Here is a 23,798-nt window from a genome sequence, read left to right on the forward strand (position 1 = left end):
CCCAATGAGCATGGCCTTTCCGATGGCAACCGCGAGTGCACAGCGGCTGCTGGCCGCAAGCGTTGCCGGTGTCGCCGTGGCGTTTCTGCTCGCAGGCTGCGTCAATACGCGCACCACCACCACCAGCCTGGCCGATACCAGTTCCGGCAAGGGCACCGAGATCGTCACCGAGTCCGACGAGTCCAGCCGGCAGCGCCGCGCCCGGCTGCGCATGGAACTGGCGTCGGGCTATTTCGAGCACGGCCAGAACACCGTGGCGCTCGACGAGATCAAGCAGGCGCTGGCCGCCGACCCCAACAACGCCGATGCCTACAACCTGCGCGGCCTCGTCTACATGCGGCTCGAGGACGCCGGCTTGGCCGAAGACAGTTTCCGCCGCGCCAGTGCCATCAGCCCGCGCGATCCCAACGTGCGGCACAACTATGGCTGGCTGCTGTGCCAGCAGAACCGTTTTGGCGATGCCGCCCAGCAGTTCACCGCCGCCCTTGCGGTGCCGAGCTACACGGATCGAGCCAAGACGCTGATGACGCAGGGTGTCTGCCAGCTCAGGGCGGGCCAGCGTCCGGAGGCGGAGCGAAGCCTGATGCAGGCCTACGAGATCGATGCCGGCAATCCGGTGGTCGGGCTCAACCTGGCTTCGTTGCTGGCGCAGCGCGAGGAATGGCAGCGTGCGCAGTTCTACATCCGCCGCGTCAACAACAGTCCTTCGGCCAATGCCGAAACGCTCTGGCTTGGCGTCAAGATCGAACGACGGCTCAACAACCGCGAAGCTGTGGCGCAGCTGGGAGGGCAACTGCAACGGCGCTTCCCGCAATCCCGGGAGGCAATAGCGTACGAGCGCGGGAATTTCAATGACTGAACGGGTTTCGGAGTTCGGCACTTCCGCGGCACTGCCGCTCGAGGAAGGCGACATCACGCACAAGACGGCCGGCGAGATACTTCGCGAGGCACGCGAGGCGCACGGGCTGCACATCGAAATGGTGGCCGCGGCCCTGAAGGTGCCGCCGCAAAAACTCATGGCGCTCGAGGCCGACGACATCGGCTCGCTGCCCGACCCGGTCTTTGCCCGGGCCCTGGCAAGCAGCGTCTGCCGCGCCTTGCGCATCGATCCCGCTCCCGTGCTGGCAAAGCTGCCGGGGGCGCAGCGCGCGCCGCTCGCAACGGCCGACCGCACGCTCAAGGGCAACGTCGTTTCAGGCACGCCGCGCTGGAACGGCGGCCGCTCCAGCGGGCTTCCGTCGCGTCCGCTGTTGATGGTGGTGGCGCTGCTTCTGCTCGGCGCGGCCGTGTTGTTCTGGCTGCCGCAATCGGTTTTCGACCAGGTCGGCGCCGCCGTGTCGCGCTGGACCACGCGCAGCGAGGGCGATGCAAGCTCGGTGGCCGGGGCGCCCACGGCTGCACCGGCGCCAGGCGGGCCGGGCGTTGTCGTCGAAAACGCACCGGTCACGCCGGTGGCCCCTGTCACGCCTGCAACGTCCGCGACAGCTGCCGCACCGGCGGCTGGCACTGCTCCCTCGGCAGCCTTGACCGTGGCCGGCACGAGCGCCGCCGCCGCGTCGGCAGCGCCCACATCGGCCACCGCCGCCACTGCGGGCGGCAACCAGCCGCTTGTCTTCGTCGCGCGCGAAGAATGCTGGATCACGGTCACGGAAGCCGGCGGCAAGCAGCTGCTGCGCCGCAGCCTGAAGGCTGGCGAAACCGTCGGTTTGTCGGGCGCGCTGCCGCTGTCGGTGGTGGTGGGCCGGGCCTCGGCGGTCGATGTGCAAGTGCGCGGAAAGCCCTACGATCTGAAGCCTGTCACGCGCGGCGGCGGCGTGGCGCGTTTCGAGGTGACATCGTGACCGACTGCACTCCGCAACCCATCGAATCGGCGGCGCCCAAGGCGCGCCGCTCGCGCCAGGCCCAGGTGGTCTGGGGCGCGCGCACCGTCACGGTCGGCGGCGACGCACCGGTGCGGGTGCAGTCCATGACCAACACCGACACGGTCGATGCCATCGGCACGGCCATCCAGGTGAAGGAGCTCGCCACTGCGGGTTCCGAGATGGTGCGCATCACCGTCAACACGCCCGAAGCCGCGGCCCAGGTGCCCTACATCCGCGAGCAGCTCGACCGCATGGGTATCGACGTGCCGCTGATCGGCGACTTTCATTACAACGGCCACCGGCTGCTCACCGACTATCCGGCCTGCGCCGAGGCGCTCAGCAAGTACCGCATCAATCCCGGCAACGTGGGCAAGGGCGACAAGCGCGACCGCCAGTTCGGCCAGATGATCGATGCGGCCATGCGCTGGAACAAGCCCGTTCGCATCGGCGTCAACTGGGGCAGCCTCGACCAGGAACTGCTTGCCAGCCTGATGGACATCAACAGCCAGCGTGCCGAACCCTGGGACGCCAAGCAGGTGATGTACGAGGCGCTGATCACCTCGGCCATCGAATCCGCCAAGCTGGCCGAGTCGATGGGCATGGCCGGCAACCAGGTCATCCTGTCGTGCAAGGTGAGCGGCGTGCAAGACCTGATCTCGGTCTACCGCGAGCTTGCCAAACGCTGCGACTACCCGCTGCACCTCGGCCTCACCGAAGCCGGCATGGGCACCAAGGGCACGGTGGCATCGGCCACGGCGCTCTCCATCCTGCTGCAGGAGGGCATCGGCGACACGATTCGCGTGTCGCTCACGCCGCAGCCGGGCGAGTCGCGCACGCAAGAGGTGCTGATCGCCAACGAGATTCTCCAGGCGCTGGGCCTGCGCGTGTTCGTGCCGAGCGTCACGGCCTGCCCGGGCTGCGGCCGCACCACGAGCACCACGTTCCAGGAACTCGCCAAGCAGATCGACGACTACCTGCGCATGCAGATGCCGGTCTGGCGCAAGAAATATCCAGGCGTCGAGACGATGAAGGTGGCCGTCATGGGCTGCATCGTCAACGGCCCCGGCGAAAGCAAGCATGCCGACATCGGCATCAGCCTGCCCGGCACCGGTGAGGCGCCCGCCGCACCGGTCTTCATCGACGGCGAAAAGGCCCTTACGCTGCGCGGCGACAATATCGCCAACGAGTTTCACCAGCTCGTCGAAAACTACATCGAAAAGCGCTTTGGCGGCGAGCACGCTGCCCTGGCCTGAACCTCCGCAGACTCATGGCTGAAAAACTGAATGCCGTCAAAGGCATGAACGACATATTGCCGCCCGAATCGGCGCGCTGGGAGTGGCTCGAAGCCACCGTGCGCGACCTGATGGGCCGCTTTGCATACCGCAACGTGCGCACGCCGATCCTGGAACACACGGCGCTGTTCGTGCGCGGCATCGGCGAGGTGACCGACATCGTCGAGAAGGAGATGTACTCCTTCCAGGACCGCTCCGACAAATACGGCGACAACGACCACCTGACGCTGCGGCCCGAGAACACCGCCGGCCTCGTGCGCGCGGTGATCGAGCACAACATGCTGTACGACGGCGGCAAGCGCCTCTGGTACACCGGCCCGATGTTCCGGCGCGAGAAGCCGCAGCGCGGGCGTTTTCGCCAGTTTCACCAGATCGGCGCCGAGGCGCTCGGCTTTGCCGGACCCGACGTCGATGCCGAGCTGATCCTGCTGGCCAACGCCCTGTGGAAGGCCATCGGGCTGACCGACGTTCGCCTGGAGCTCAACAGCCTGGGACAGCCCGCCGAGCGTGCGCTGCACCGCGCCCAGCTCATTGCCCACTTCGAGAAGCACGCCGACAAGCTCGACGAGGACGGCAAGCGCCGCCTGCACAGCAATCCGCTGCGCATCCTCGACACCAAGAATCCGGCGATGAAGGATGTGGTCGAGTCCGCCCCCCGGCTGATCGACTTTCTGGGGGCAGAATCGCTGGCTCACTTCGACGGCCTCAAGGCCATCCTCGATGCCAACGGCGTGGCCTACACCATCAACCCACGGCTGGTGCGCGGCCTCGACTACTACAACCTGAGCGTGTTCGAGTTCGTCACCGATCGCCTCGGCTCGCAGGGCACGGTGTGCGCCGGCGGCCGCTACGACGACCTCATTGCGCAGATCGGCGGCAAGCCGGCGCCGGCCGTGGGCTGGGCCATCGGCGTCGAGCGCGTGCTCGACCTGATGAAAGAGCAGGGCGCCGCCATTGAAGCGCCAGTGCCCGACGTCTACGCCGTGGTGCCCGATGCGGCGGCCATGCCGGTCGTGCTGCGCACGCTGCAGCAATTGCGCGATGCCGGGGTCCGCGTGCAGATGCATGCGGCCACGGTCGACGGCATGGGAAGCTTCAAGTCCCAGTTCAAGAAGGCCGACGCCAGTGGCGCCACCTACGCACTGATTTTCGGCGCCGATGAACTTGCGCGCGGCGAAGTGACTCTCAAGTCGCTGCGCGACGGCAGCGGCGCGCAAACCTCCCGGCCGCTCGCCGAAGTGGCCACCTGGGCCGCCACCCTACAATCGCCGGCTCCCAACACCTGACACCATGGCAACCCATCTCGATCTCGACGAACAGGAACAGCTCGACCAGCTCAAGCATTTCTGGAACACCTACGGCACCCTGATCACCTGGGTGGTGCTGCTCGTGGCCGGTGCCTTCGTGGCCTGGAACGGCTGGCAGTATTTCCAGCGCAACAAGGCGGCACAGGCCGCGGCGCTCTATGACGAGGTCGAACGCAGCACGCAGTCCGGCGACGTGGAACGCATCCAGCGCGTGCTGGGCGACATGAAGGAGCGCTTTGCCGGCACGGCCTATGCGCAGCAAGCCGGTTTGCTGGCCGCCAAGACGCTGTACGAAAAGGGCAATCTCGAAGCCTCGCGCGCGGCCCTCGGCTGGGTGGCGCAAAGCGCTGTCGACCCCGGCTACCAGGCGGTTGCCAAGCTGCGGCTCGCGGCCGAGCTGCTGGACAACAAGTCCCACGACGAAGCGCTCAAGCAGCTGTCGGGCAACGTGCCCAAGGAATTCGAACCGCTGGTGGCCGACCGCAAGGGCGACATCCTGATGGCCCAGGGCAAGCGCGATGAAGCCCAGGCCGAATACCGCAAGGCCTGGACCGGCCTTGGCGCGACGTCCGATTACCGCCGCCTGGTGGAATTCAAGCTCAATGCGGCCGGTGTCGACCCGAAGAGCCTGGCACCCGTGATCACCGTCACGCCAGCAGCCCCCAAAACTTCCTGATCGCAATATGAATTTCAAGCGTCTCATGCCTGAATCGACCGCCCTGCGTGCGGGCTCGGCCATTCTGCTGGCAGCAATGCTGGCCGCCTGTTCCGGCACCAGCAAGCCCAAGCCGGCCGAACTGCCCGCCAACCCTGCGTTGTTTGGCGTGCGCCAGGCATGGAGCGTGCGCATTCCGGCTGTGAGCTTCCCGCTCGCCACCGACGTCAGCGGCGACATCGTCACCGTCGCCGGTTCCGACGGCACCGTGGTCTCCATCGACGCCCGTGCCGGCCGCGAGACCTGGCGCGCCAACGCGGGCGCCAAGCTGGCGGCGGGCGTCGGCAGCGACGGCTCGCTGGCTGCGGTTGTCACCACCAACAACGAGCTGGTCGCCATCGAGGGCGGCAAGGTTTTGTGGAAGCAGCGGCTCTCGGCCCAGGCCTTCACCGCACCGCTGGTGGCCGGCCGGCGCGTCTTCGTGCAGACCGCCGACCGCAGCATCAGCGCCTGGGACGGCCAGAGCGGCCGCCGCCTGTGGCTGCAGCAGCGCACCGCCGAGAACCTGGTGCTGAAGAAGTCGGGTGTCCTGATTGCGGTGGGCGATACGCTGGTGTCGGGCATCGGCGGCCGCCTGGTCGGCATCAACCCTGCCAACGGCACCTCCCGCTGGGAAGCGCCGATTTCGGCACCGCGCGGCACCAACGACGTGGAGCGCCTGGTCGATCTGACGGGCAGCGTGAGCCGTGTCGGCGACACCGTCTGCGCCCGGGCCTACTACGCCAATATCGGCTGCGTCGACACCGCGCGCGGCCAACTGCTCTGGAGCAAGCCCGCGGTGGGCGCCGAGAGCGTCAGCGGCGATGAAAGCTTTGTCTACGGCACCGAAAGCGATGGCAGCGTTGTCGCCTGGCGCCGCGCCGACGGCGAGCGCGCCTGGCAATCGACCCGCTTCAAGAACCGCGTCCTGACCGGGCCGCTGGCAGTGGGGCGTTCGCTGGTCATCGGCGAAAGCACTGGAACGCTGCACTTCGTTTCGCGCGAAGACGGCGCGCTGCTCAACCGCGTCACGCCCGACGGCTCTGCCATCGGCGTCACTCCGGTGATGGCTGGCAACACGGTTGTCGTTGTGACTGCGAACGGCGGTGTGTTTGGCTATCGCCCTGAATAACTTTTTCTTGCAAGGCCCGACCATGAAAACCGCGCCCCTGAAAGGCCGGCCATGAAGCCGGTCGTGGCACTGGTCGGGCGTCCGAACGTCGGCAAGTCGACCCTGTTCAACCGCCTGACGCAGACGCGCGACGCCATCGTCGCCGACTTTGCCGGGCTCACGCGCGACCGCCATTACGGCAACGGCCGCCTGGGCAAGCACGAATTCATCGTGATCGACACCGGCGGCTTCGAGCCCGACGCCGGCAGCGGCATCTACAAGGAAATGGCCAAGCAGACGCGCCAGGCCGTGGCCGAGGCCGACGTGGTGATCTTCGTGGTCGATGCCCGCGAGGGCCTTTCGGCGCAAGACCACGACATTGCCAACGAGCTGCGCCGGCTCGGCAAGCCCTGCGTGCTGGCGGCCAACAAGGCCGAAGGCATGCACGACGGCACCAAGCTGGTCGACTTCTACGAACTCGGCTTCGGCGACGTGCACGGCGTGTCCGCCGCGCACGGGCAGGGCATGCGCGACCTGGTCGAATTGGCGCTCGCTCCGCTGAACCTGCCCGATCCCGATGACGAGACGGACGAAGACGACGACGTCAACAAGCCGATCAAGCTGGCGGTGGCTGGCCGGCCCAATGTGGGCAAGTCCACCCTGATCAACACCTGGCTCGGCGAAGAACGCCTGGTGGCCTTCGACCTGCCGGGCACCACGCGCGACGCCATCTCGGTGCCGTTCGAGCGCAACGGCCAGCGCTTCGAGCTCATCGACACGGCGGGCCTGCGCCGCAAGGGCAAGGTGTTCGAGGCGATCGAGAAGTTCTCCGTCGTCAAGACGCTGCAGGCCATCGAGTCGGCCAACGTCGTGCTGCTGCTGCTCGATGCCACGCAGGGCGTGACCGACCAGGACGCGCACATTGCCGGCTACATCCTCGAAAGCGGACGGGCGGTGGTGATTGCCATCAACAAGTGGGACGCGGTCGACAGCTATCAGCGCGAGCAGATCCAGCGCCAGATCGAAACCCGGCTGCCGTTCCTCAAGTTCGCGTCGCTGCACTTCATCTCGGCCATCAAGCGCCAGGGCCTCGGCCCCGTGTGGCAGGCCATTGCGCAGGCCCACAAGTCGGCCACGCGGAAGATGTCGACGCCGGTGCTGACCCGGCTGCTGCTGGAAGCCGTGCAGTTCCAGTCGCCCAAGCGCGCGGGGATGTTCCGGCCCAAGCTGCGCTACGCGCACCAGGGCGGCATGAATCCGCCCGTGATCATCATCCACGGCAATTCGCTGGAGCACGTGACCGAGGCCTACAAGCGCTTTCTCGAGGGGCGCTTCCGCAAGGAATTCGATCTGGTGGGCACGCCCTTGCGCATCCAGTTCAAAAGCTCGCAAAATCCGTTTGCGGACAAGGACGAATAACGGGCTTGGCGGCTGATGGCAGCCAATGAGCTATGGCTTGGCCGGAAGTTCCGTCTTTTGAGAACCGTTATTTTTCAAAGGCTTTTGACCCCGATTGCTGCGACGCAGAAACCCTGTGTTAAGGTCATCTCTCCAACAACTACTCTTGAACACGGAGAATATCGTGAGCAATAAAGGGCAACTTCTACAAGACCCGTTTCTGAACACCCTGCGTCGCGAGCATGTGCCGGTCTCCATTTATTTGGTGAACGGTATCAAGCTGCAGGGCCAGATCGAGTCTTTCGACCAGTACGTCGTATTGCTTCGCAATACGGTGACGCAAATGGTCTACAAGCACGCCATTTCCACTATCGTGCCGGGTCGTGCCGTCAACTTCTCGGCTGCCGAGAACGACGACGCCGCAGCCTGATCGCGCGGAGCGCGGCGGCAACCCCGCCGCGCTTTTTCCATATTGATCCCGCTTGTCTGAACTGAACTCTCGCCAGGAAGGCGCCGCCGTTCTCGTCGGCGTCGATTTCGGGCTGCCCCATTTCGACAGCGAACTCGAGGAACTCGGCCTGCTTGCGCAGACCGCGGGCCTGGAACCTGTTGCGCGCCTCATATGCAAACGCAAGGCACCCGATGCGGCGCTCTTCGTTGGAAGCGGCAAGGCCGACGAAATCAAGGAACTGGCCGCGCTGCACCAAGCCAGCGAAGTCATCTTCGACCAGTCGCTGAGTCCGGCGCAGCAGCGCAATCTCGAACGCCAACTCGACGTGGCGGTCTACGACCGCACGTTCCTCATTCTCGAAATATTCGCGCAGCGTGCACGTTCCCACGAAGGCAAGCTGCAGGTCGAGCTTGCCCGGTTGCAGTACCTGAGCACGCGCCTGGTTCGCCGCTGGTCCCACCTGGAGCGCCAGACAGGCGGCGCCGGTGTGCGCGGCGGCCCGGGTGAAAAGCAGATCGAACTCGACCGCCGCATGATCAGCGAATCGATCAAGCGCACGCGCGAGCGCCTGGCCAAGGTGCAGAAGCAGCGCGGCACGCAGCGCCGCCAGCGCGAGCGCCGCGAGACCTTCAACATCTCGCTCGTCGGCTACACCAACGCGGGCAAGTCGTCGCTGTTCAATGCGCTGGTCAAGGCGCGCGCCTATGCGGCCGACCAGCTCTTTGCCACGCTCGACACCACCACGCGCAACCTCTACCTGGGCGATGCGCGCCGGCAAGTCTCCATCTCGGACACCGTCGGCTTCATTCGCGACCTGCCGCACGGACTGGTCGATGCATTCAAGGCCACGCTGCAAGAGGCCGTCGACGCCGACTTGCTGCTGCACGTGGTGGATGCCTCCAATCCACATTTCCCCGAGCAGATGGCCGAGGTGCAGTCCGTTCTTCGCGACATCGGCGCCGATACTGTTCCGCAGCTTTTGGTGTTCAACAAGCTCGACGCTCTTGAAACTGCGCAGCATCCGCTGCATCTGCAGGACGATATGGAAATCGATGGCGTGCGGGTCCCGCGTATCTTCCTCAGCGCCCGCAGCGGCGAGGGCGTGCCCTTGCTGCGCGCCGAGCTGGCCCGTCGGTCGGGCTCCGTGGGCGATACGATGACCCCAGAGGCCGACACTGAATTGCACGATACCGCCAATTGATTGGGCACAATCCCGCCACTGACAAGAGAACGAAGCGAATGAATGCAAAGCCAGCGTGGAGAGGGTTTCTGGGCATGTTCAATCTGAACGATGGCCGGTGGGGTCGCGGCGATGAGCCCGCATCCAACGGCGACCGCCCGACCGGCAATCGCCCCCCCGACGCAGATCCGCCGGGCGCACCGGCGCCACCGCCTTCGGGCAACAACAACAACGGCAACCGCCCCCGCGGTCAAGGCCCGAACCAGGGGCCACCGGATCTCGATGAACTCTGGCGCGACCTCAATCGCAAGCTCGGCGGCTTTTTCGGCGGCAAGGGCGGTGGCAACCGACCCAGCGGCGGCAACAACGGCGGTGGTGGTGGCAACGGCTACAGGCCCGACATGAAGAACGCGGGCTTCGGCCTCGGGCTGGTTGCAGCGGTGGCTGTTCTCATCTGGCTCGGCACCGGCTTCTTCATCGTGAACGAAGGGCAGCAAGCCGTCGTGACCCAGTTCGGCAACTACAAGGCGACCGTGAACGCCGGCTTCAACTGGCGGCTGCCATATCCCATCCAGCGCCACGAAGTTGTGGTGACTTCGCAGATCCGCTCCACGGATGTGGGCCGCGATGCCATCGTGCGATCCACCGGCCTTCGCGAATCGGCCATGTTGACCGAGGACGAGAACATCGTCGAAATCAAGTTCGCGGTGCAGTACCGCCTGAGCAACGCGCGAGCTTGGCTCTACCAGAGCAAGTCGCCCGCCGAAACCATCATCCAGGTGGCCGAAAGCTCCGTGCGCGAAGTGGTCGGCAAGATGAAGATGGATGCGGCACTGGCCGAGGAGCGGGATCAGATCGCCCCGCGTGTGCGGCAACTGATGCAGACCATTCTCGATCGCTACGAAATCGGCGTCGAAGTCGTCGGCATCAACCTGCAGCAGGGCGGCGTGCGTCCGCCCGAACAGGTGCAGGCCGCGTTCGACGACGTGCTCAAGGCCGGCCAGGAACGCGAACGCGCCAAGAACGATGCGCAGGCCTACGCCAACGACGTGGTGCCGCGTGCGACGGGTACCTCGTCGCGCCTCAAGGAAGAGTCCGAAGCCTACAAGGCGCGCATCGTTGCGCAGGCACAAGGCGATGCCGGCCGCTTCAGTGCAGTGCTGGCCGAATACCAGAAGGCGCCGCAGGTCACGCGCGACCGCATGTACACCGATGCCATGCAGCAGATCTATGCAAGTACCACCAAGGTATTGGTCGACACCAAGCAAGGCTCCAACCTGCTGTACCTGCCGCTCGACAAGCTCATGCAGCTGAGCGGCAACAATCCCCCGGCGACGCCCGTCGATGCCGCCAGCCCCAGCGTGGCCGGTACCGCGCCGGCTCAGTCGTCGGTGATTCCGGTAGCGCCGGCCACGGGCGAAACCCGCGCCCGCGATGGCCGCTCGCGCGACCGTGACGTGCGCTGATCAAGGGTAGGAAGAACATGAACAGAATCGGATTCATCGCCTCGTCGATCCTTGTCTTGCTGGTGCTGCTGAGCTCGACCCTCTTCGTGGTCGACCAGCGCCAGTTCGGCGTGGTCTATTCCCTTGGCCAGATCAAGGATGTGATCATCGAGCCGGGGCTCAACTTCAAGCTGCCGCCCCCGTTCCAGAACGTGTCGTACATCGACAAGCGCCTGCTGACGCTGTCGAGCATCGACACCGAGCCCATGCTGACGGCCGAGAAGCAGCGCGTGGTCATCGACTGGTATGTGCGCTGGCGCATCAGCGATCCGCGGGCCTACATCCGCAACGTCGGGCTCGACGAGAACGCCGGCGCCATGCAGCTCAACCGCGTGGTGCGCAACGCCTTCCAGGAAAACATCAACAAGCGCACCGTGCGCGACCTGATCTCGGTGCGCCGCGAGGCGCTCATGGCCGACGTGCAGCGCGAAGTGCTGGCTGTGGTGAAGGGCTCCAAGCCATGGGGCGTGGACGTGGTCGACGTGCGCATCACGCGTGTCGACTATGTGGAGGCCATCACCGAATCCGTCTATCGCCGCATGGAGGCCGAGCGCAAGCGCGTTGCCAACGAATTGCGTTCGACCGGCTATGCCGAAGGCGAAAAGATCCGCGCCGACGCCGACCGCCAGCGCGAAGTGATCGTGGCGAACGCCTACCGCGACGCCCAGAAGATCAAGGGCGAGGGCGATGCCCAGGCCGCTTCCGCCTACAGCGAAGCCTTTGGCCGCGATCCGCAGTTTGCGCAGTTCTACCGCAGCCTCGAGGCTTACAAGCAGAGCTTCAACAAGAAGAGCGACGTGATGGTGGTCGACCCTTCGTCGGACTTCTTCCGCGCCATGCAGGGCGCCGGTACGCCAGCGGGCAGCGCGGCACGCCGCTAAGGCTGCAGGCCGGGCTTTCGTGAGCGCCGAAATATTCTGGAGCGCGCTTGCGCTGGTCCTGGTGATCGAAGGCATCCTGCCTTTCGTGTCGCCGGGCGGCTGGCGGCGCGGTTTCGGCCAGCTGATGCAGCTGCGCGACGGCCAGCTGCGTTTCTTCGGACTTTGCAGCATCTTGCTGGGTTTGTTCCTCCTTTGGGTTTTGGGGTAACGCGGTCCCGGTAGAATCCCGGTTTAACCACGCCCCCGATCCCCATGTCCGCCTGGGTCCTCCCGGATCACATTGCCGATGTGCTGCCTTCCGAGGCGCGCCACATCGAAGAACTTCGACGCCAGCTGCTCGATACCGCCCGTGGCTATGGCTACGAGCTGGTAATGCCGCCGCTGCTCGAGCACCTGGAGTCGTTGCTGTCGGGCACCGGCGAGGCGCTCGACCTCCAAACCTTCAAGCTCGTGGACCAGCTCTCCGGCCGCAGCATGGGCCTGCGAGCCGACACCACCCCCCAGGTGGCGCGGATCGACGCCCACCTGCTGAACCGCGAAGGCGTGGCGCGCCTGTGCTACTGCGGGCCGGTGCTGCATACCCGCCCCGACCGGCCGCACGCCACCCGCGAGCCGCTGCAGTTCGGCGCCGAAATCTATGGCCACGCCGGGCTCGAGGCCGACACCGAAGTCCTGCTGCTGGCGCTCGATTGCCTTCATGCGTCGGGGATCGGCGAGGGCCTGATCGTCGACCTGGCAGATGCGCGCATCGTTCGGGCGCTGTTCGCCGGCGTGCCGGTCGATGCCTCGGTGCTGGCGCGCGTGCATGCGGCGCTGGTTGCCAAGGACGCGAGCGAGTTGCATGCGCTCACGCGCGATTTCCCGGCACCGTCGCGCGACGGGCTGCGCGCGCTGGTCCAGCTGTACGGCGATGCGTCGGTCCTCGACGAGGCGGCCAAGGCCCTCAAGGGCACGCCCGCCGTGAGTGCTGCGCTGGCTGGCCTGAAGCAGCTTGCCACCAGCCTGCAGGCCGATTCCGCACGGCAGATCAGCTTCGACCTGGCCGACCTGCGCGGCTATGCCTACTACAGCGGCATGCGCTTCGGTATCTACGTGCCGGGTGCGGCCGATGCGCTGGTGCGCGGCGGCCGCTACGACGAAGTCGGCGCCGTGTTCGGCCGCAACCGTCCGGCGGTGGGCTTCAGCCTCGACGTGCGCGAACTGGTCGGCGTGCTGCCGGCACGGCCGCTGCGCGCAGCCATCCGCGCGCCCTGGAGCGACGCGGCCGGCCTGCGCCAGGCCATTGCCGCATTGCGCAAGTCCGGCGAGACCGTGGTCTGCGTGCTGCCTGGCCACGGCAGCGAAATCGATGAATTCCATTGCGACCGCGAGCTCGTCGAGCAAGCAGGGCAGTGGCAAGTCCGAGCCATCTGAATTTTTGAAGTAATGGAACGAGCATGAGCGTAACCACCGGAAGAAACGTGGTCGTCGTCGGCACCCAGTGGGGCGATGAGGGCAAAGGCAAGCTGGTCGACTGGCTGACCGAGAGCGCCCAGGGCGTGGTCCGCTTCCAGGGCGGCCACAACGCGGGCCACACGCTGGTCATCAACGGCGTGAAGACCGCGTTGCACCTGATTCCCAGCGGCATCATGCGGCCGGGCGTCAAGTGCTACATCGGCAACGGCGTCGTGCTGTCGGCCGCCAAGCTGTTCGAGGAAATCGAAGGGCTGGAGAAGGCGGGCGTCGAAGTGCGCTCGCGCCTGCGCATCAGCGAGGCCTGCCCGCTGATCCTGCCGTTCCACGCCGCACTCGACATTGCGCGCGAGACCTACCGCGAAAAGGGTGGCGTCGAGAAGATCGGCACCACCGGCCGCGGCATCGGCCCGGCCTACGAAGACAAGATTGCCCGCCGCGCGCTGCGCGTGCAGGACCTGAAGCACCCCGACCGCTTTGCGACCAAGCTGCGCGTGCTGCTCGATCTGCACAACCACGTGCTGACCCAGGTGCTCGGCGCTCCCGCCATCGACTTCGACACGGTCTTCGACGAGGCCATGCGCCACGCCGTGCTGCTCAAGCCGATGATGGCCGACGTGTCGCGCGAACTGAACGACGCGCACAAGGCCGGCGCCAACCTGCTGTTCGAAGGCGCGCAGGGTACGCTGCTCGACGTGGACCACGGCACCTACCCGTACGTCACCTCCAGCAACTGCGTGGCCGGCAACGCCGCCGCCGGTTCGGGCGTGGGCCCGGGCATGCTGCACTACATCCTCGGCATCACCAAGGCCTACTGCACGCGCGTGGGCGGCGGCCCGTTCCCGACGGAACTCGACTGGGCCACGCCGGGCACGCCGGGCTACCACATGAGCACCGTGGGCGCCGAAAAGGGCGTGACCACCGGCCGCAGCCGCCGTTGCGGCTGGTTCGACGCGGCGCTGCTCAAGCGCTCGGCGCAGGTCAACGGCCTGTCGGGCCTGTGCATCACCAAGCTCGACGTGCTGGACGGACTCGAAAAGCTCGAGCTGTGCACCGGCTACGAGCTCGACGGCGAAACCACCGACATCCTGCCGATGGGCGCCGACGAAATCGAGCGCTGCACACCCATCTACGAAACCCTCGAAGGCTGGACCGAAAGCACGGTCGGCGTCACGCAGTACGACAAGCTGCCGGTCAATGCGCGGCTCTACCTGCAGCGCATCGAGCAGATCACGGGCGTGCCGATCCACATGGTGTCGACCAGCCCCGATCGCGACCACACGATCATGATGCGCCACCCTTATCTTGCCGACTGAACAGGAACGAACCCAACCATGTTGACCGAAGACGGCAAGCATCTCTACGTCAGCTACGACGAGTACCACAACCTGATCGAGAAGCTCGCGATCAAGATCCACCAGTCGGGCTGGCAGTTCGACACCATTCTGTGCCTGGCGCGCGGCGGCATGCGCCCCGGCGACGTGCTGTCGCGCATCTTCGACAAGCCGCTGGCGATCATGTCGACCAGCTCGTACCGCGCCGACGCCGGCACGGTGCAGGGCCACCTGGACATCGCCCGTTTCATCACCACGCCCAAGGGCGAGATCGCGGGCAGGGTGCTGCTGGTGGACGACCTGGCAGATTCGGGCCACACGCTGCACGCGGTCATGGACATGCTGCGCAACAACTACAAGCCCATCAGCGAGCTGCGCAGCGCGGTGCTCTGGACCAAGGCGCTCTCGACCTTCACGCCCGACTACTCGGTCGAGTACCTGGCCACCAACCCGTGGATCCACCAGCCGTTCGAAGGCTACGACGCGCTCGGCCCCGAGAAGCTGCTGGAGAAGTGGTCGGTCTGACCTGATCCGCGTGCGCCGGTTGCCCGCTCAACCGGCCGAATCGAACATCGCGGTGTAGCGCCGCTGCATTTCTTCCGGCGTCAGCTTCTCGATGCTGTGGCCCACGTTCCAGCGATGCCCGAAGGGGTCGCGGAACACGCCGGAACGCTCGCCATAGAACTGGTCTTGCGGCGGCATGTCCAGCGTGGCACCGGCTGCGACGGCGCGGGCCACCACCGCATCCGCATCGTCCACATGCAGGTGCAGCGTCACCGCGGTGCCGCCGAGCGTCCTGGCGCTGTGGATGTTGTACTCGGCAAATTCGTCCGAAAGCATCAGGATGGCGCCGTTGTGAAAATCGAGTTCCGCATGGCCGATGCGCCCGCTGGGCTCGGTAAGACGGAAGATCTCCTTCACCTCGAAGACCTTGCAGTAGAAGTCGATGGCCGCGCCGGCATCGTCGACGCAAAGGTACGGGAACAGCTCGTGGATCGCCATGGGGGTTGCCTTTCCGAAAAAAAGAACAAGCAGAGGGGCAGGGCGCCATTCTGAGCGCTGCAGCGCCGCTTTCCCAAGCCCTTGGCCAAGGGATGCCACAGCCCCGCTCTGTTCGTCCGGACGATGGCCGCGCTAGCATCGGTGCATGAGCAAGCCCTCCACGACCCTGATCCACCACCCCTACACCCCACCTGCCAACTTTGCGGCGCCGCAGCCCGGCATCTACAAGGCGTCGACCGTGTTCTTCGCCGACGTGGCGGCCATGCGCGCGCGCGACTGGAAGACCAAGGCCGGCTACACCTACGGCCTGCATGGCACGCCGACCACCTTCACGCTCGAGGAGCGCCTGGCCACGCTCGAGGGCGGGACCGAATGCCTCTTGGTGCCGAGCGGGCTCGCGGCCATTTCGCTGGTGTCGTTCGCCTTCCTGAAAAGCGGCGACGAGGTGCTGATTCCCGACAACGCCTACGGCCCCAACAAGGCGCTGGCCACCGGTGAGCTGGCCAACTTCGGCATCACGCACCGCATGTACGACGCAATGGACCCGGCCGACCTGGCCGCCAAGCTTTCGGACCGCACGCGGCTGGTGTGGGTGGAGGCGGCGGGCTCGGTGACCATGGAGTTTCCCGATCTGCCGGCGCTCGTGAACGTCTGCCGCGCGCGCGGGGTGGTCACCGCGCTGGACAACACCTGGGGCGCGGGTCTGGCCTTCGCGCCCTTCGATTTCAACGGCAGCGGGCAGGGCGTGGACATCTCGGTGCATGCGCTCACCAAGTACCCGAGCGGTGGCGGCGACGTGCTGATGGGCAGCGTCGTCACCCGCGACGATCGCCTGCATCGCGCGCTCAAGCTCACCCACATGCGCATGGGCTTCGGCGTCGGCGTTGGCGATGTGGAAACCCTGCTGCGCTCGCTGCCCAGCATCGGCCTGCGCTATGCCGCGCACGACCGGTCGGCGCGCGAACTGGCGCGCTGGCTCAGCGGCCGCGAAGAGATCGCCCAGGTGCTCCATCCCGCGCTCGAGGAATCGCCCGGCCATGTCAACTGGCGTGCGCTGTGCGGCGCGTCCGACCTGGCCGCCGGGCTCTTCTCGATCGTGTTCGACGAGCAGTTCAGCACCGAGCAGGTCGACCGCTTCTGCGACAGCCTGAACCTCTTTCGACTCGGCTATTCGTGGGGCGGCCCCGTGAGCCTCGTGGTGCCTTACGACATCGGACTGATGCGCGACGCGAGCGTGGCACCCTGGCCCTACAAGGGCACGCTGGTGCGCTTCTCGGTGGGCCTGGAGGACGTGGAAGACCTGCGGGCCGACCTGCAACAGGCGCTGGCGCGGCTGTAAGGCTCGCGCGCGCCATGGGGAGAAAGCGCCGCCGGCTTCGTGCCGCTGCGTTGCCTGCCGCGCGCGGGGCGGTATTGCCGCCAGCGCCAGGCCGGTTCGTTCCCCGCGTGCTGGCCGTTCCTGTGCCCGTGCTTGAGGCGCTCGCGCAAGCTGGGCCGCTGGAAGGCGTGCCGGACCTGAGGGCGACCCGGCTCCTCGTCGGCGGGTTGATCGCTGTTTTTGCGCTGGTCGCGCTGTCGCTCGGCGCGGCGGTGATGCTGGAGGGCGAGGGGTCCAACATTCGGGGCAACGAAGCGGTCGTCGTGCTCGTCGGATTGGCGCTGGCAGCCGGATTGGGCGGCGGTCTCTGGCACCTGGTGCGCCAGTTTTCGCGGGTCGGCCAGGGGATGTTCCGCATCGACTCGACGGGCCTGCACTGGGGCGACCCGGCCTCGCCGCGGGGCGTCGCCTGGCGCGAGCTGCGGCGCGCGCCCGCCGGCTTCTGCGACGTGAAAACCGAGTTCGCCTCGGGCGAGGCCATCGTCAAACGCCTGGTCTTCCAGCAGCAGGTTGCAGGTGGCTCCGGCATCACCGAAGTCAAGCTGCCCCTGGCGCTGACCGTGGACGCCGGGCGCGTCCTGCGCTTTCGCAACCGCGCCGTGCTGCTGCGCGCGCTTCTGCTCTGCCTCGCGACCCGGCCAGAGCCGCGCCTGCGCTTTGCGGCCGAGGTGTTCATCGACGCCGGCATCGATCCGGCAACCTGGGAACCGATGCTGGCTCCCAGGCGCTGGATGTGGCTGTCTTCCGTTGGCGCGCTGCTGCCGGTGCTGCCCGTGATTTTTCTCTGGCCGCCGGGTGTGCACGCCGGCTGGATGGTGGCCGCAATGGTCCTCGCCATGGTGGCTGGCGCGGGGGCCATGGGCTGGTTCATGTTCCAGCGCTATCCGGGTTTGCAAGGTGTGTTCGAGTTCGAAACGACCCCCGGTCCGCCGCCTTGAGACCGCACCGTTATCGCTTACAGTAGCCTACGCACAGTCACCGGGACTGTCTCGCCTCAAGGAGAAGCAGTGGCAACACCAAATTACGGCTACGAGAAGCGCCAGAAAGAGCTGGCCAAGAAGAAGAAGAAGGAAGAAAAGCTCCGCGAGAAGGCCAATCGGAAGCTCTCTCCCAGCAGCGATGGCCTTGCGCCGGGCGACCCGGAGACCGACGTCGCTTCGCTGGAACGCGATCCGCCCACCATCCCTGATCTGCCCACCAAGAACGGTTGATTTTTCGAAACCGGGCTCTCGACTAAAAAGCCGCTGCCAGCCTTCGGGCCTGCAGCGGCTTTTTTTGCTTTCGGGGCCGGCCTATTTGGCCGCCAGCAGCTTGCGCAGTTCCGGCCAGACGTTGTCGAGCAGTTGCGGCTGGGCCGCGGCGGTGGGATGGATGCGGTCGGCCTGGAACAGCGCGAGCGCATCGGGCGCATCGGCCACGCCCTTGAGCAGGAACGGAACCAGCGCAGCCTTGGTCGCACCCGCCACCTTGCCGAACACGGCCTCGAAGCGCCGCGTGTAGTCGCCGCCGTAGTTGGGCGGCACCTGGATGCCGACGATCAGCACCTTGGCGCCCGCGGCCTGCGCGGCCTTGGTGATCTGCAGCAGGTTTTCCTCGGTGTTCTGGAGCGGCAGGCCTCGCAGCGCGTCGTTGGCGCCAAGCTCGACCACCACGTGGCTGGGCTTGTGCTGCGCCAGCAGCGAGGCAAAGCGGGCCCGCCCGCCCGAGGTGGTGTCGCCGCTGATGCTGGCATTGACCACCGTGGCCGGGATCTTTTGCGCCGCAAGGCGCTTTTCGAGCAAAGGCACCCAGCCTTCGCCGCGCTTCAGGCCGTATTCGGCGCTCAGCGAGTCGCCAAGCACCAGAATCACCGGCTGGCGGGGTGCCGCAGCCTGTGCGGCCTGGGCGTGCGCCACTGCCGATGTCCCTGCGCTGCCGAATGCGGCGGCGGTCAAGATAAAGTCACGTCGATTCAAAACGAAAAGCCTTTTCATGTCCCAACCCTCGTCTGATGCCATTGTCGCTGTCGAGCACGTGTTCAAATCCGTGACCGATTCGACCGGTACGCTCGACATTCTGCAGAACATCGATTTCACCCTGGGCGCGCGGGAAACCGCCGCCATTGTCGGCGCCTCGGGCTCGGGCAAGAGCACCTTGCTGTCGATCATCGCGGGTCTCGACACGCCCACCCGCGGCACGGTCAGGCTGGCGGGGGACGACATCTTCGCCATCGACGAGGACGAGCGCGCCGCGCTGCGTGCCCAGCGCGTGGGTTTCGTGTTCCAGAGCTTCCAGCTGCTGGGCAACCTGAGCGCGCTCGAAAACGTGATGCTGCCGCTGGAGCTAGCCGACCGCAAGGACGCCCGCAAGGCCGCCACCGAGATGCTCGGGCGCGTCGGGCTCGGACAGCGCCTGGGCCACTACCCCAAGGTGCTTTCGGGCGGCGAACAGCAGCGCGTGGCGCTGGCCCGCGCCTTCGTGGTGCAGCCGGCGCTGCTGCTGGCCGACGAGCCCACCGGCAGCCTCGACTTTGCGACCGGCGAGCAGGTCATGCGGCTGATGTTCGACCTCAACCGCGAGCTCGGCACCACGCTCGTGCTCGTCACCCACGACCGCGGCATCGCGGCCCAGTGCGAGCGCCGGATCACCATCGAGGCCGGGCAAATGGCGCTCAATGAGTCGAAGCCCGTGCTGGTGGCTTCGCTCGAAGCATGATCGTCCCCCGGTTCTGGGCCGAAGGCCGCATCCAGGAGCAGGTGGCGGGCAAGCAGATCACCGTGCGGCGCTACGGCTGGTCGGACGACAGCCCGATCGCCGCGCAGGCGCATGCCGACCAGCGCACGCGAGAGGCGTTCGAGCGCATCGCCAGCGGCGAGAAGCTCAACCGCCGCGAGCGCAAGCAGGCCTACAACGGGGCCGAAGGCGTGCCGATCCGCGAGGAGATCGTCGAGCGGCAGGGCGACACCGTCATCACGCGCAACAGCTATGGCGCACGCTGTCTCAACACGCCCGACGTGCTGTTCGTCGACATCGATTTCGACGAACCCCTGCGCGGCAGCGTGTTCGGCTTTGCGCTGGCGCCCGCGCTGATTGCGGGCATCGTCGGCGGCTGGACCGCCAAGACCTGGCTGGGCGGGCTCATCGCCGCCGTCGTGGTCTTCATCGTCGCCTACCGCATCGGCCTGGCCAAGAAGCGCGGCGAGGCCAGCGACAACCCCGCGCCCGAGAAGCGCGCGGCCGACCGCATCGGGCGCTTCGTCCACCAGCACCCCGACTGGCACCTGCGCCTGTATCGCACGCCAGCCGGCTTCCGGGTGCTGGCGATGCACGACGTCTTCAGCCCGGCCGACATGGCGGTGGCCGACTGCTTTCATGCGCTGGGCGTGGACAAGACCTATGCGCGCATGTGCCGCAACCAGAACTGCTTTCGCGCCCGCCTGAGCGCCAAGCCCTGGCGCATCGGCATCGGCGAGCACATCCGGCCTCGGCCCGGTGTCTGGCCCGTGTCGCCCGAGAAGCTCCCTGTGCGCGATGCCTGGGTTGCGCACTACGAAAAAGCCGCCGAGGGCCATGCCGCCTGCCAGTACCTGGAAAGCGCCGGCAACAGCGCGCGCGTGCATCCGAACGCACTGGCCGTGCAGGAACTGCACGACGAACGGACCCGGGCGCACAGCGGATTGCCGATTGCATGAAGGAGAGGGTGCGCAGCCCTCGATAATCGACAGATGTCTTCTCCCAAAGTGATCTTCGGCTTTCATGCCGTGGGCGTGCGCATCAAGACCGCGCCGAACTCGGTGCTCGAAGTGATGTTCGACACCAGCCGGCGCGATGCGCGCATGAAACAGTTCATCGCACGCGCGCAGGAAGCCGGCGTGCGGCTGGTCGAGGCCGACGGCCTCCGGCTTGCAAAGCTCAGCGGCAGCCACGGCCACCAGGGCGTGGTGGCGCGGGTCGAACCCATCGCGCAGGTCCGCTCGCTCGACGAATTGCTCGAAGGCCTCGAGGAGGCTGGCACCGTGCCCCTTCTGCTGGTGCTCGACGGCGTGACCGATCCGCACAACCTCGGCGCCTGCCTGCGCGTGGCCGATGGTGCGGGCGCGCATGCGGTCATTGCCCCCAAGGATCATGCGGCCGGCATCAACGCCACGGTGGCCAAGGTGGCGAGCGGCGCCGCCGAGACCGTGCCGTACTTCATGGTGACCAACCTGGCGCGCACGCTGAACGAGCTCAAGGAGCGCAGCATCTGGTGCGTCGGCACGAGCGACGATGCGCCCGGCACCCTCTACCAGAGCGACTTCAAGCGGCCCCTGGCGCTGGTGCTCGGCGCCGAAGGCGAGGGCATGCGGCAGCTCACCCGCAAGACCTGCGACGAGCTCGTGAGCATTCCGATGGCAGGAGCCGTCGAGAGCCTGAACGTTTCCGTGGCCAGCGGGGTGTGCCTCTACGAGGCCATGCGGCAGCGCGGCGCCTGATGCCGCACCGCTAGCCCTTGGACAAGGGGCTGGCCTTGCGGTGGAAGTACACGAGTTCCGCCATGCGCCGCATCTGCGGCGTACCCAGCAGGCGGTTGAACATCCAATCGCTCTGGAAATGATCGAAAGCCCAGCGCAACGCGCGCTTGAGCCGGAAGCGCGGATAGCTGCGCACGAACCAGCTTGCCGGGTCCTCCACCTCGCCACGGACGAACCGCGCAATCGCCTCGCCGGCGCGCTCGCCGTGCTGGAGCGCCGTATGAATGCCGCCGGCCGTGACCGGCGACACCATGCCGGCCGCATCGCCCACCAGCAGCGCGCGTTCGCGTGCCACCACGGGCAGCACGCCGCCGCACGGAATCATTCCCGCGCGAATCGCCACGGGCGGCGCATCGCCGGGCGAGACGACCGAGGCGATCTTGCGCAGCAGCGGGTCGATCCGAAGCGCCGACGCCGCCTGCGTATCCATCCGGCGCGCAAGGCCGATCTGGCTCACGCCGACGCCGTCGAGCGCCCATCCGATGTAGCCCGGCGCCAGCTGGCGGTCGACGAAGCAATGCAGAAAGTCGGGTGCCAAGCGTGCACCCTGGTATTCATGCTCGACACCGTAGAGGAAGCGCGTGTTGCGCGACAGCCCAAGGGCCTTGGCAACGCGCGAATGCGGGCCGTCTGCGCCCACGATGTAGCGGGCCGAAATGCAGGTGCCGCGGCAAGGGCCGTGGGTCAGCGGAATCTCCCAGCGGTCATTCATCCACAGTGCCTGTTCGAACAGCGTGCCAAGCTGCACGTCAACCCCGCTGGCACGGGCTGAATCGACCATCCAGTCGAGCAGGGCGGGCGCGTCGGTGGCCCAGAACCAATAGCCCGGCGCGTGCAGGTCCACGTGGCGCATGTCGGGCGAATAGAGCCGCACGCCGTCGATGCGGCGCACCAGGGCGGGCGGCACTTCCGCGAGCCAGGGCACCGTGTCGACCGCGTCCTTGACGATGATCCCGGTGGTATGGAGCTTGGCGCCGGCGCTGGACTTTTTCTCCAGCACCATCACGCGGAGCCCTGCCAATGCCGCGGCGCGGGCGCAGGCCAGCCCTGCGAAGCTCGCTCCGACCACGAGAAGGTCGACCACGGTGTTCGAACTGCGATTCCCGGACGATGGCGGGGCAGGGCAGGCGGCGAAAAAGGGAGGGGTGTCGAAGCGAGAAAAGGAACTTGAAGCGGACATAGGCGAGCTGACTTGGGCGTTGTGCACCGCGACTTGCGGTGCGCACGCGAAAGTTAGCTACGCCATGTGCGGGCGGCGTGAAGCCTGTGTGAACTCGAAGCGCGGCAATTTCAGGAAGGGTCCTTGGTGCGTGTGCGCGACACTGCACTGAAGATCCCGATGCCCAGAATGATCAGCGCGCCAATGCCGATGTAGAGCGTGGGCACGCCGGCCACCGAGGCGCCCCAGGCGACGCCGGCCAGGAAAATCAGAAAACCGATCATGTAGAGCACAAAGGACATGCTTGTTCCCCCGGAAGCTTTGGATGCCTTGCAGTATCCCGGGCGATGCGGTGGCCAGCAGAGGCCTTCGTCTCCAGTCGCTGTGGGAACTTGCCTACTGCCCGTGGGCCTTCATGCCGGGGAAGCGACCAGCAGGTAGCGGCACCCGGTGCGGCCGAGCGCCTTGAAGACCAGCGGCCGATCGACGCCGAAATCAAGGCAATCGCCAGTCGCCAGCTCGAACCGCTCGTCGCCGTAGTCCACCCGCAGCGCGCCTTCGAGCAGCCACAGGCATTGCCGATACGGCTTGCCGCTCCACCGCGGATAGCCGACCTGCGCCGAGCGCGGCAGCTCGATCTCGACCATCTCGACGCCGCCGGTGGCACCGCGCTCCGCGACCTGGCGCCGCAGGTAGCCGGCCTCGGGATCGCGCCACACTTCTCCTATATTGGACGATCTTCACAACGTAGTCCGTCGCTTGTCGAAAGGAACACCCATGCACCTGGTCCCATGCACCGAGGAAGCCCACGCGGGCGCCATCCTCGCCATCCTCAATGAAGCCATCGCCAACTCGACCGCGCTGTACGACTACAAACCCCGCACGCCCGAGAGCATGGCCGCGTGGTTCGCCACCAAGCGCGCCAACGGATTTCCCGTGATCGGCGCGGAAGACGACGACGGCAAGCTGCTGGGCTTTGCGAGCTACGGCACGTTCCGCGCCTTTCCCGCCTACAAGTACACGGTCGAGCATTCGGTGTATGTCGAGGCCGGCCACCGCGGCGCGGGCCTGGGCCGCACGCTCATGGAGGCGATCGTTGCCGAGGCCGTTGCGCGCGACGTGCACGTCATGGTCGGCGCCATCGATGCCGCGAATGCCGGCAGCATCGGGCTTCACGAGCGGCTGGGCTTCGAACATGCCGGCACCGTGCGGCAGGCCGGATTCAAGTTCGGACGCTGGCTCGACGTGGCCTTCTACCAGCGCATTCTCTCGACGCCGCTGAATCCGGTCGACGGTTAGGCG

The 23,798-nt window shown here is 66.6% G+C and carries 26 protein-coding genes and 1 pseudogene; 22 read left to right on the forward strand and 5 right to left on the reverse strand.

Translation table 11 applies throughout. The features are described from left to right. Positions 1 to 4: 4 nt before the first annotated feature. The 15 genes from pilW (at position 5) to ACJ7Z0_RS26780 (ending at position 14,992) form a co-directional block, all read left to right on the forward strand. Complete coding sequence (gene pilW / locus ACJ7Z0_RS26710) at positions 5 to 859, forward strand: type IV pilus biogenesis/stability protein PilW (RefSeq protein ID WP_431131993.1); 855 nt, start codon at positions 5 to 7, stop codon at positions 857 to 859. Further along, entirely contained in the window at positions 852 to 1,841 is a 990-nt protein-coding gene (locus ACJ7Z0_RS26715; RefSeq protein WP_434792250.1) for a helix-turn-helix domain-containing protein, read from the forward strand. Before pilW ends, ACJ7Z0_RS26715 begins: the two co-directional genes overlap by 8 nt. Continuing rightward, positions 1,838 to 3,115: a flavodoxin-dependent (E)-4-hydroxy-3-methylbut-2-enyl-diphosphate synthase gene (ispG, locus tag ACJ7Z0_RS26720; protein WP_434792251.1), complete on the forward strand. Its 1,278-nt coding sequence runs from the start codon at positions 1,838 to 1,840 to the stop codon at positions 3,113 to 3,115. The genes ACJ7Z0_RS26715 and ispG overlap by 4 nt, the downstream gene beginning before the upstream one ends. A 14-nt stretch (positions 3,116 to 3,129) precedes the next feature. Next, positions 3,130 to 4,440, forward strand: a complete 1,311-nt coding sequence (gene hisS, locus ACJ7Z0_RS26725) for a histidine--tRNA ligase (protein WP_434792252.1) — start codon at positions 3,130 to 3,132, stop codon at positions 4,438 to 4,440. 4 nt (positions 4,441 to 4,444) lie between these two features. After that, positions 4,445 to 5,137, forward strand: a complete 693-nt coding sequence (locus tag ACJ7Z0_RS26730; RefSeq protein ID WP_434792253.1) for a YfgM family protein — start codon at positions 4,445 to 4,447, stop codon at positions 5,135 to 5,137. Between the two features lie 7 nt (positions 5,138 to 5,144). Continuing rightward, entirely contained in the window at positions 5,145 to 6,287 is a 1,143-nt protein-coding gene (gene bamB, locus ACJ7Z0_RS26735) for an outer membrane protein assembly factor BamB (protein WP_434792254.1), read from the forward strand. A 51-nt stretch (positions 6,288 to 6,338) separates the two neighbouring features. Further along, complete coding sequence (gene der / locus ACJ7Z0_RS26740; RefSeq protein WP_431131983.1) at positions 6,339 to 7,685, forward strand: ribosome biogenesis GTPase Der; 1,347 nt, start codon at positions 6,339 to 6,341, stop codon at positions 7,683 to 7,685. Between the two features lie 163 nt (positions 7,686 to 7,848). Further along, entirely contained in the window at positions 7,849 to 8,094 is a 246-nt protein-coding gene (gene hfq, locus ACJ7Z0_RS26745; protein WP_012747311.1) for an RNA chaperone Hfq, read from the forward strand. Between the two features lie 52 nt (positions 8,095 to 8,146). After that, on the forward strand, positions 8,147 to 9,316 hold the full coding sequence (gene hflX, locus ACJ7Z0_RS26750; protein ID WP_431131981.1) for a GTPase HflX: 1,170 nt from the start codon (positions 8,147 to 8,149) through the stop codon (positions 9,314 to 9,316). Between the two features lie 74 nt (positions 9,317 to 9,390). Continuing rightward, positions 9,391 to 10,761, forward strand: a complete 1,371-nt coding sequence (hflK, locus tag ACJ7Z0_RS26755; RefSeq protein WP_434792255.1) for an FtsH protease activity modulator HflK — start codon at positions 9,391 to 9,393, stop codon at positions 10,759 to 10,761. A gap of 17 nt (positions 10,762 to 10,778) precedes the next feature. After that, positions 10,779 to 11,681: a protease modulator HflC gene (gene hflC / locus ACJ7Z0_RS26760; protein WP_431131977.1), complete on the forward strand. Its 903-nt coding sequence runs from the start codon at positions 10,779 to 10,781 to the stop codon at positions 11,679 to 11,681. Positions 11,682 to 11,700: 19 nt separating this feature from the next. After that, a complete protein-coding gene (locus ACJ7Z0_RS26765) occupies positions 11,701 to 11,889 on the forward strand; it encodes a DUF2065 domain-containing protein (RefSeq protein ID WP_354399111.1) in 189 nt (62 codons plus the stop codon). Between the two features lie 44 nt (positions 11,890 to 11,933). Next, entirely contained in the window at positions 11,934 to 13,094 is a 1,161-nt protein-coding gene (locus tag ACJ7Z0_RS26770) for an ATP phosphoribosyltransferase regulatory subunit (RefSeq protein WP_434792256.1), read from the forward strand. Between the two features lie 23 nt (positions 13,095 to 13,117). After that, the gene (locus ACJ7Z0_RS26775) at positions 13,118 to 14,449 is read left to right on the forward strand and encodes an adenylosuccinate synthase (protein WP_055796373.1); all 1,332 of its coding nucleotides are present in this window, start codon (positions 13,118 to 13,120) and stop codon (positions 14,447 to 14,449) included. Between the two features lie 18 nt (positions 14,450 to 14,467). Then, positions 14,468 to 14,992: a phosphoribosyltransferase gene (locus ACJ7Z0_RS26780; protein ID WP_055796376.1), complete on the forward strand. Its 525-nt coding sequence runs from the start codon at positions 14,468 to 14,470 to the stop codon at positions 14,990 to 14,992. A gap of 27 nt (positions 14,993 to 15,019) precedes the next feature. On the opposite strand, the gene ACJ7Z0_RS26785 is transcribed toward ACJ7Z0_RS26780, so the two are convergent. Then, complete coding sequence (locus ACJ7Z0_RS26785; protein ID WP_434792257.1) at positions 15,020 to 15,469, reverse strand: VOC family protein; 450 nt, start codon at positions 15,467 to 15,469, stop codon at positions 15,020 to 15,022. A 145-nt stretch (positions 15,470 to 15,614) separates the two neighbouring features. On the opposite strand from ACJ7Z0_RS26785, the gene ACJ7Z0_RS26790 reads away from it, so the two are divergent. The 3 genes from ACJ7Z0_RS26790 to ACJ7Z0_RS26800 all read left to right on the forward strand — a co-directional run bounded on the left by ACJ7Z0_RS26790 (position 15,615) and on the right by ACJ7Z0_RS26800 (position 18,058). Then, the gene (locus ACJ7Z0_RS26790) at positions 15,615 to 16,808 is read left to right on the forward strand and encodes a PLP-dependent transferase (protein ID WP_434792258.1); all 1,194 of its coding nucleotides are present in this window, start codon (positions 15,615 to 15,617) and stop codon (positions 16,806 to 16,808) included. A 107-nt stretch (positions 16,809 to 16,915) separates the two neighbouring features. Continuing rightward, positions 16,916 to 17,785: a hypothetical protein gene (locus ACJ7Z0_RS26795; protein WP_434792259.1), complete on the forward strand. Its 870-nt coding sequence runs from the start codon at positions 16,916 to 16,918 to the stop codon at positions 17,783 to 17,785. A gap of 69 nt (positions 17,786 to 17,854) precedes the next feature. Further along, the gene (locus ACJ7Z0_RS26800; RefSeq protein WP_307574064.1) at positions 17,855 to 18,058 is read left to right on the forward strand and encodes a hypothetical protein; all 204 of its coding nucleotides are present in this window, start codon (positions 17,855 to 17,857) and stop codon (positions 18,056 to 18,058) included. 81 nt (positions 18,059 to 18,139) lie between these two features. Here ACJ7Z0_RS26800 and ACJ7Z0_RS26805 read toward each other — a convergent pair whose 3' ends face one another. Beyond that, the gene (locus ACJ7Z0_RS26805) at positions 18,140 to 18,820 is read right to left on the reverse strand and encodes an arylesterase (protein WP_434792260.1); all 681 of its coding nucleotides are present in this window, start codon (positions 18,818 to 18,820) and stop codon (positions 18,140 to 18,142) included. Between ACJ7Z0_RS26805 and ACJ7Z0_RS26810 the strand changes: the two genes are divergently transcribed. The 3 genes from ACJ7Z0_RS26810 to rlmB are packed head-to-tail and all read left to right on the forward strand — an operon-like array spanning position 18,819 to position 21,298. After that, on the forward strand, positions 18,819 to 19,541 hold the full coding sequence (locus ACJ7Z0_RS26810) for an ABC transporter ATP-binding protein (protein ID WP_431131966.1): 723 nt from the start codon (positions 18,819 to 18,821) through the stop codon (positions 19,539 to 19,541). The genes ACJ7Z0_RS26805 and ACJ7Z0_RS26810 overlap by 2 nt on opposite strands. After that, entirely contained in the window at positions 19,538 to 20,518 is a 981-nt protein-coding gene (locus tag ACJ7Z0_RS26815; RefSeq protein ID WP_434792261.1) for a hypothetical protein, read from the forward strand. Before ACJ7Z0_RS26810 ends, ACJ7Z0_RS26815 begins: the two co-directional genes overlap by 4 nt. A 33-nt stretch (positions 20,519 to 20,551) precedes the next feature. Next, complete coding sequence (rlmB, locus tag ACJ7Z0_RS26820; RefSeq protein WP_434792262.1) at positions 20,552 to 21,298, forward strand: 23S rRNA (guanosine(2251)-2'-O)-methyltransferase RlmB; 747 nt, start codon at positions 20,552 to 20,554, stop codon at positions 21,296 to 21,298. Between the two features lie 10 nt (positions 21,299 to 21,308). On the opposite strand, the gene ACJ7Z0_RS26825 is transcribed toward rlmB, so the two are convergent. The 3 genes and pseudogenes from ACJ7Z0_RS26825 to ACJ7Z0_RS26835 all read right to left on the reverse strand — a co-directional run. Further along, on the reverse strand, positions 21,309 to 22,421 hold the full coding sequence (locus ACJ7Z0_RS26825; protein ID WP_434792263.1) for an NAD(P)/FAD-dependent oxidoreductase: 1,113 nt from the start codon (positions 22,419 to 22,421) through the stop codon (positions 21,309 to 21,311). Between the two features lie 206 nt (positions 22,422 to 22,627). Next, entirely contained in the window at positions 22,628 to 22,798 is a 171-nt protein-coding gene (locus tag ACJ7Z0_RS26830) for a hypothetical protein (protein ID WP_431131958.1), read from the reverse strand. A gap of 111 nt (positions 22,799 to 22,909) precedes the next feature. Further along, positions 22,910 to 23,218: pseudogene (locus ACJ7Z0_RS26835) on the reverse strand (cupin domain-containing protein); the annotation flags it as partial. Positions 23,219 to 23,273: 55 nt separating this feature from the next. Here ACJ7Z0_RS26835 and ACJ7Z0_RS26840 point away from each other — a divergent pair. Continuing rightward, positions 23,274 to 23,795 (forward strand): GNAT family N-acetyltransferase, encoded by a 522-nt coding sequence (locus ACJ7Z0_RS26840; protein WP_434792264.1) that lies wholly within the window; start codon positions 23,274 to 23,276, stop codon positions 23,793 to 23,795. Positions 23,796 to 23,798 lie beyond the last annotated feature (3 nt).

Source organism: Variovorax palleresanus, from assembly GCF_051144945.1.
Lineage (GTDB): Bacteria > Pseudomonadota > Gammaproteobacteria > Burkholderiales > Burkholderiaceae_C > Variovorax > Variovorax paradoxus_S.

What these genes read in the sequence shown, in the direction of transcription:
- hflK (WP_434792255.1), top strand. Translation starts at nt 9,391, where the DNA reads ATGTTCAATCTGAACGATGGCCGGTGGGGTCGCGGCGATGAGCCCGCA.
- ACJ7Z0_RS26770 (WP_434792256.1), top strand. Translation starts at nt 11,934, where the DNA reads ATGTCCGCCTGGGTCCTCCCGGATCACATTGCCGATGTGCTGCCTTCC.
- hflC (WP_431131977.1), top strand. Translation starts at nt 10,779, where the DNA reads ATGAACAGAATCGGATTCATCGCCTCGTCGATCCTTGTCTTGCTGGTG.
- bamB (WP_434792254.1), top strand. Translation starts at nt 5,145, where the DNA reads ATGAATTTCAAGCGTCTCATGCCTGAATCGACCGCCCTGCGTGCGGGC.
- ACJ7Z0_RS26785 (WP_434792257.1), bottom strand. Translation starts at nt 15,469, where the DNA reads ATGGCGATCCACGAGCTGTTCCCGTACCTTTGCGTCGACGATGCCGGC.
- ACJ7Z0_RS26775 (WP_055796373.1), top strand. Translation starts at nt 13,118, where the DNA reads ATGAGCGTAACCACCGGAAGAAACGTGGTCGTCGTCGGCACCCAGTGG.
- ACJ7Z0_RS26715 (WP_434792250.1), top strand. Translation starts at nt 852, where the DNA reads ATGACTGAACGGGTTTCGGAGTTCGGCACTTCCGCGGCACTGCCGCTC.
- ACJ7Z0_RS26810 (WP_431131966.1), top strand. Translation starts at nt 18,819, where the DNA reads ATGTCCCAACCCTCGTCTGATGCCATTGTCGCTGTCGAGCACGTGTTC.
- der (WP_431131983.1), top strand. Translation starts at nt 6,339, where the DNA reads ATGAAGCCGGTCGTGGCACTGGTCGGGCGTCCGAACGTCGGCAAGTCG.
- pilW (WP_431131993.1), top strand. Translation starts at nt 5, where the DNA reads ATGAGCATGGCCTTTCCGATGGCAACCGCGAGTGCACAGCGGCTGCTG.
- ACJ7Z0_RS26830 (WP_431131958.1), bottom strand. Translation starts at nt 22,798, where the DNA reads ATGTCCTTTGTGCTCTACATGATCGGTTTTCTGATTTTCCTGGCCGGC.
- ACJ7Z0_RS26730 (WP_434792253.1), top strand. Translation starts at nt 4,445, where the DNA reads ATGGCAACCCATCTCGATCTCGACGAACAGGAACAGCTCGACCAGCTC.
- ACJ7Z0_RS26790 (WP_434792258.1), top strand. Translation starts at nt 15,615, where the DNA reads ATGAGCAAGCCCTCCACGACCCTGATCCACCACCCCTACACCCCACCT.
- ACJ7Z0_RS26840 (WP_434792264.1), top strand. Translation starts at nt 23,274, where the DNA reads ATGCACCTGGTCCCATGCACCGAGGAAGCCCACGCGGGCGCCATCCTC.
- rlmB (WP_434792262.1), top strand. Translation starts at nt 20,552, where the DNA reads ATGTCTTCTCCCAAAGTGATCTTCGGCTTTCATGCCGTGGGCGTGCGC.
- ACJ7Z0_RS26805 (WP_434792260.1), bottom strand. Translation starts at nt 18,820, where the DNA reads ATGAAAAGGCTTTTCGTTTTGAATCGACGTGACTTTATCTTGACCGCC.
- ACJ7Z0_RS26780 (WP_055796376.1), top strand. Translation starts at nt 14,468, where the DNA reads ATGTTGACCGAAGACGGCAAGCATCTCTACGTCAGCTACGACGAGTAC.
- ACJ7Z0_RS26815 (WP_434792261.1), top strand. Translation starts at nt 19,538, where the DNA reads ATGATCGTCCCCCGGTTCTGGGCCGAAGGCCGCATCCAGGAGCAGGTG.
- hisS (WP_434792252.1), top strand. Translation starts at nt 3,130, where the DNA reads ATGGCTGAAAAACTGAATGCCGTCAAAGGCATGAACGACATATTGCCG.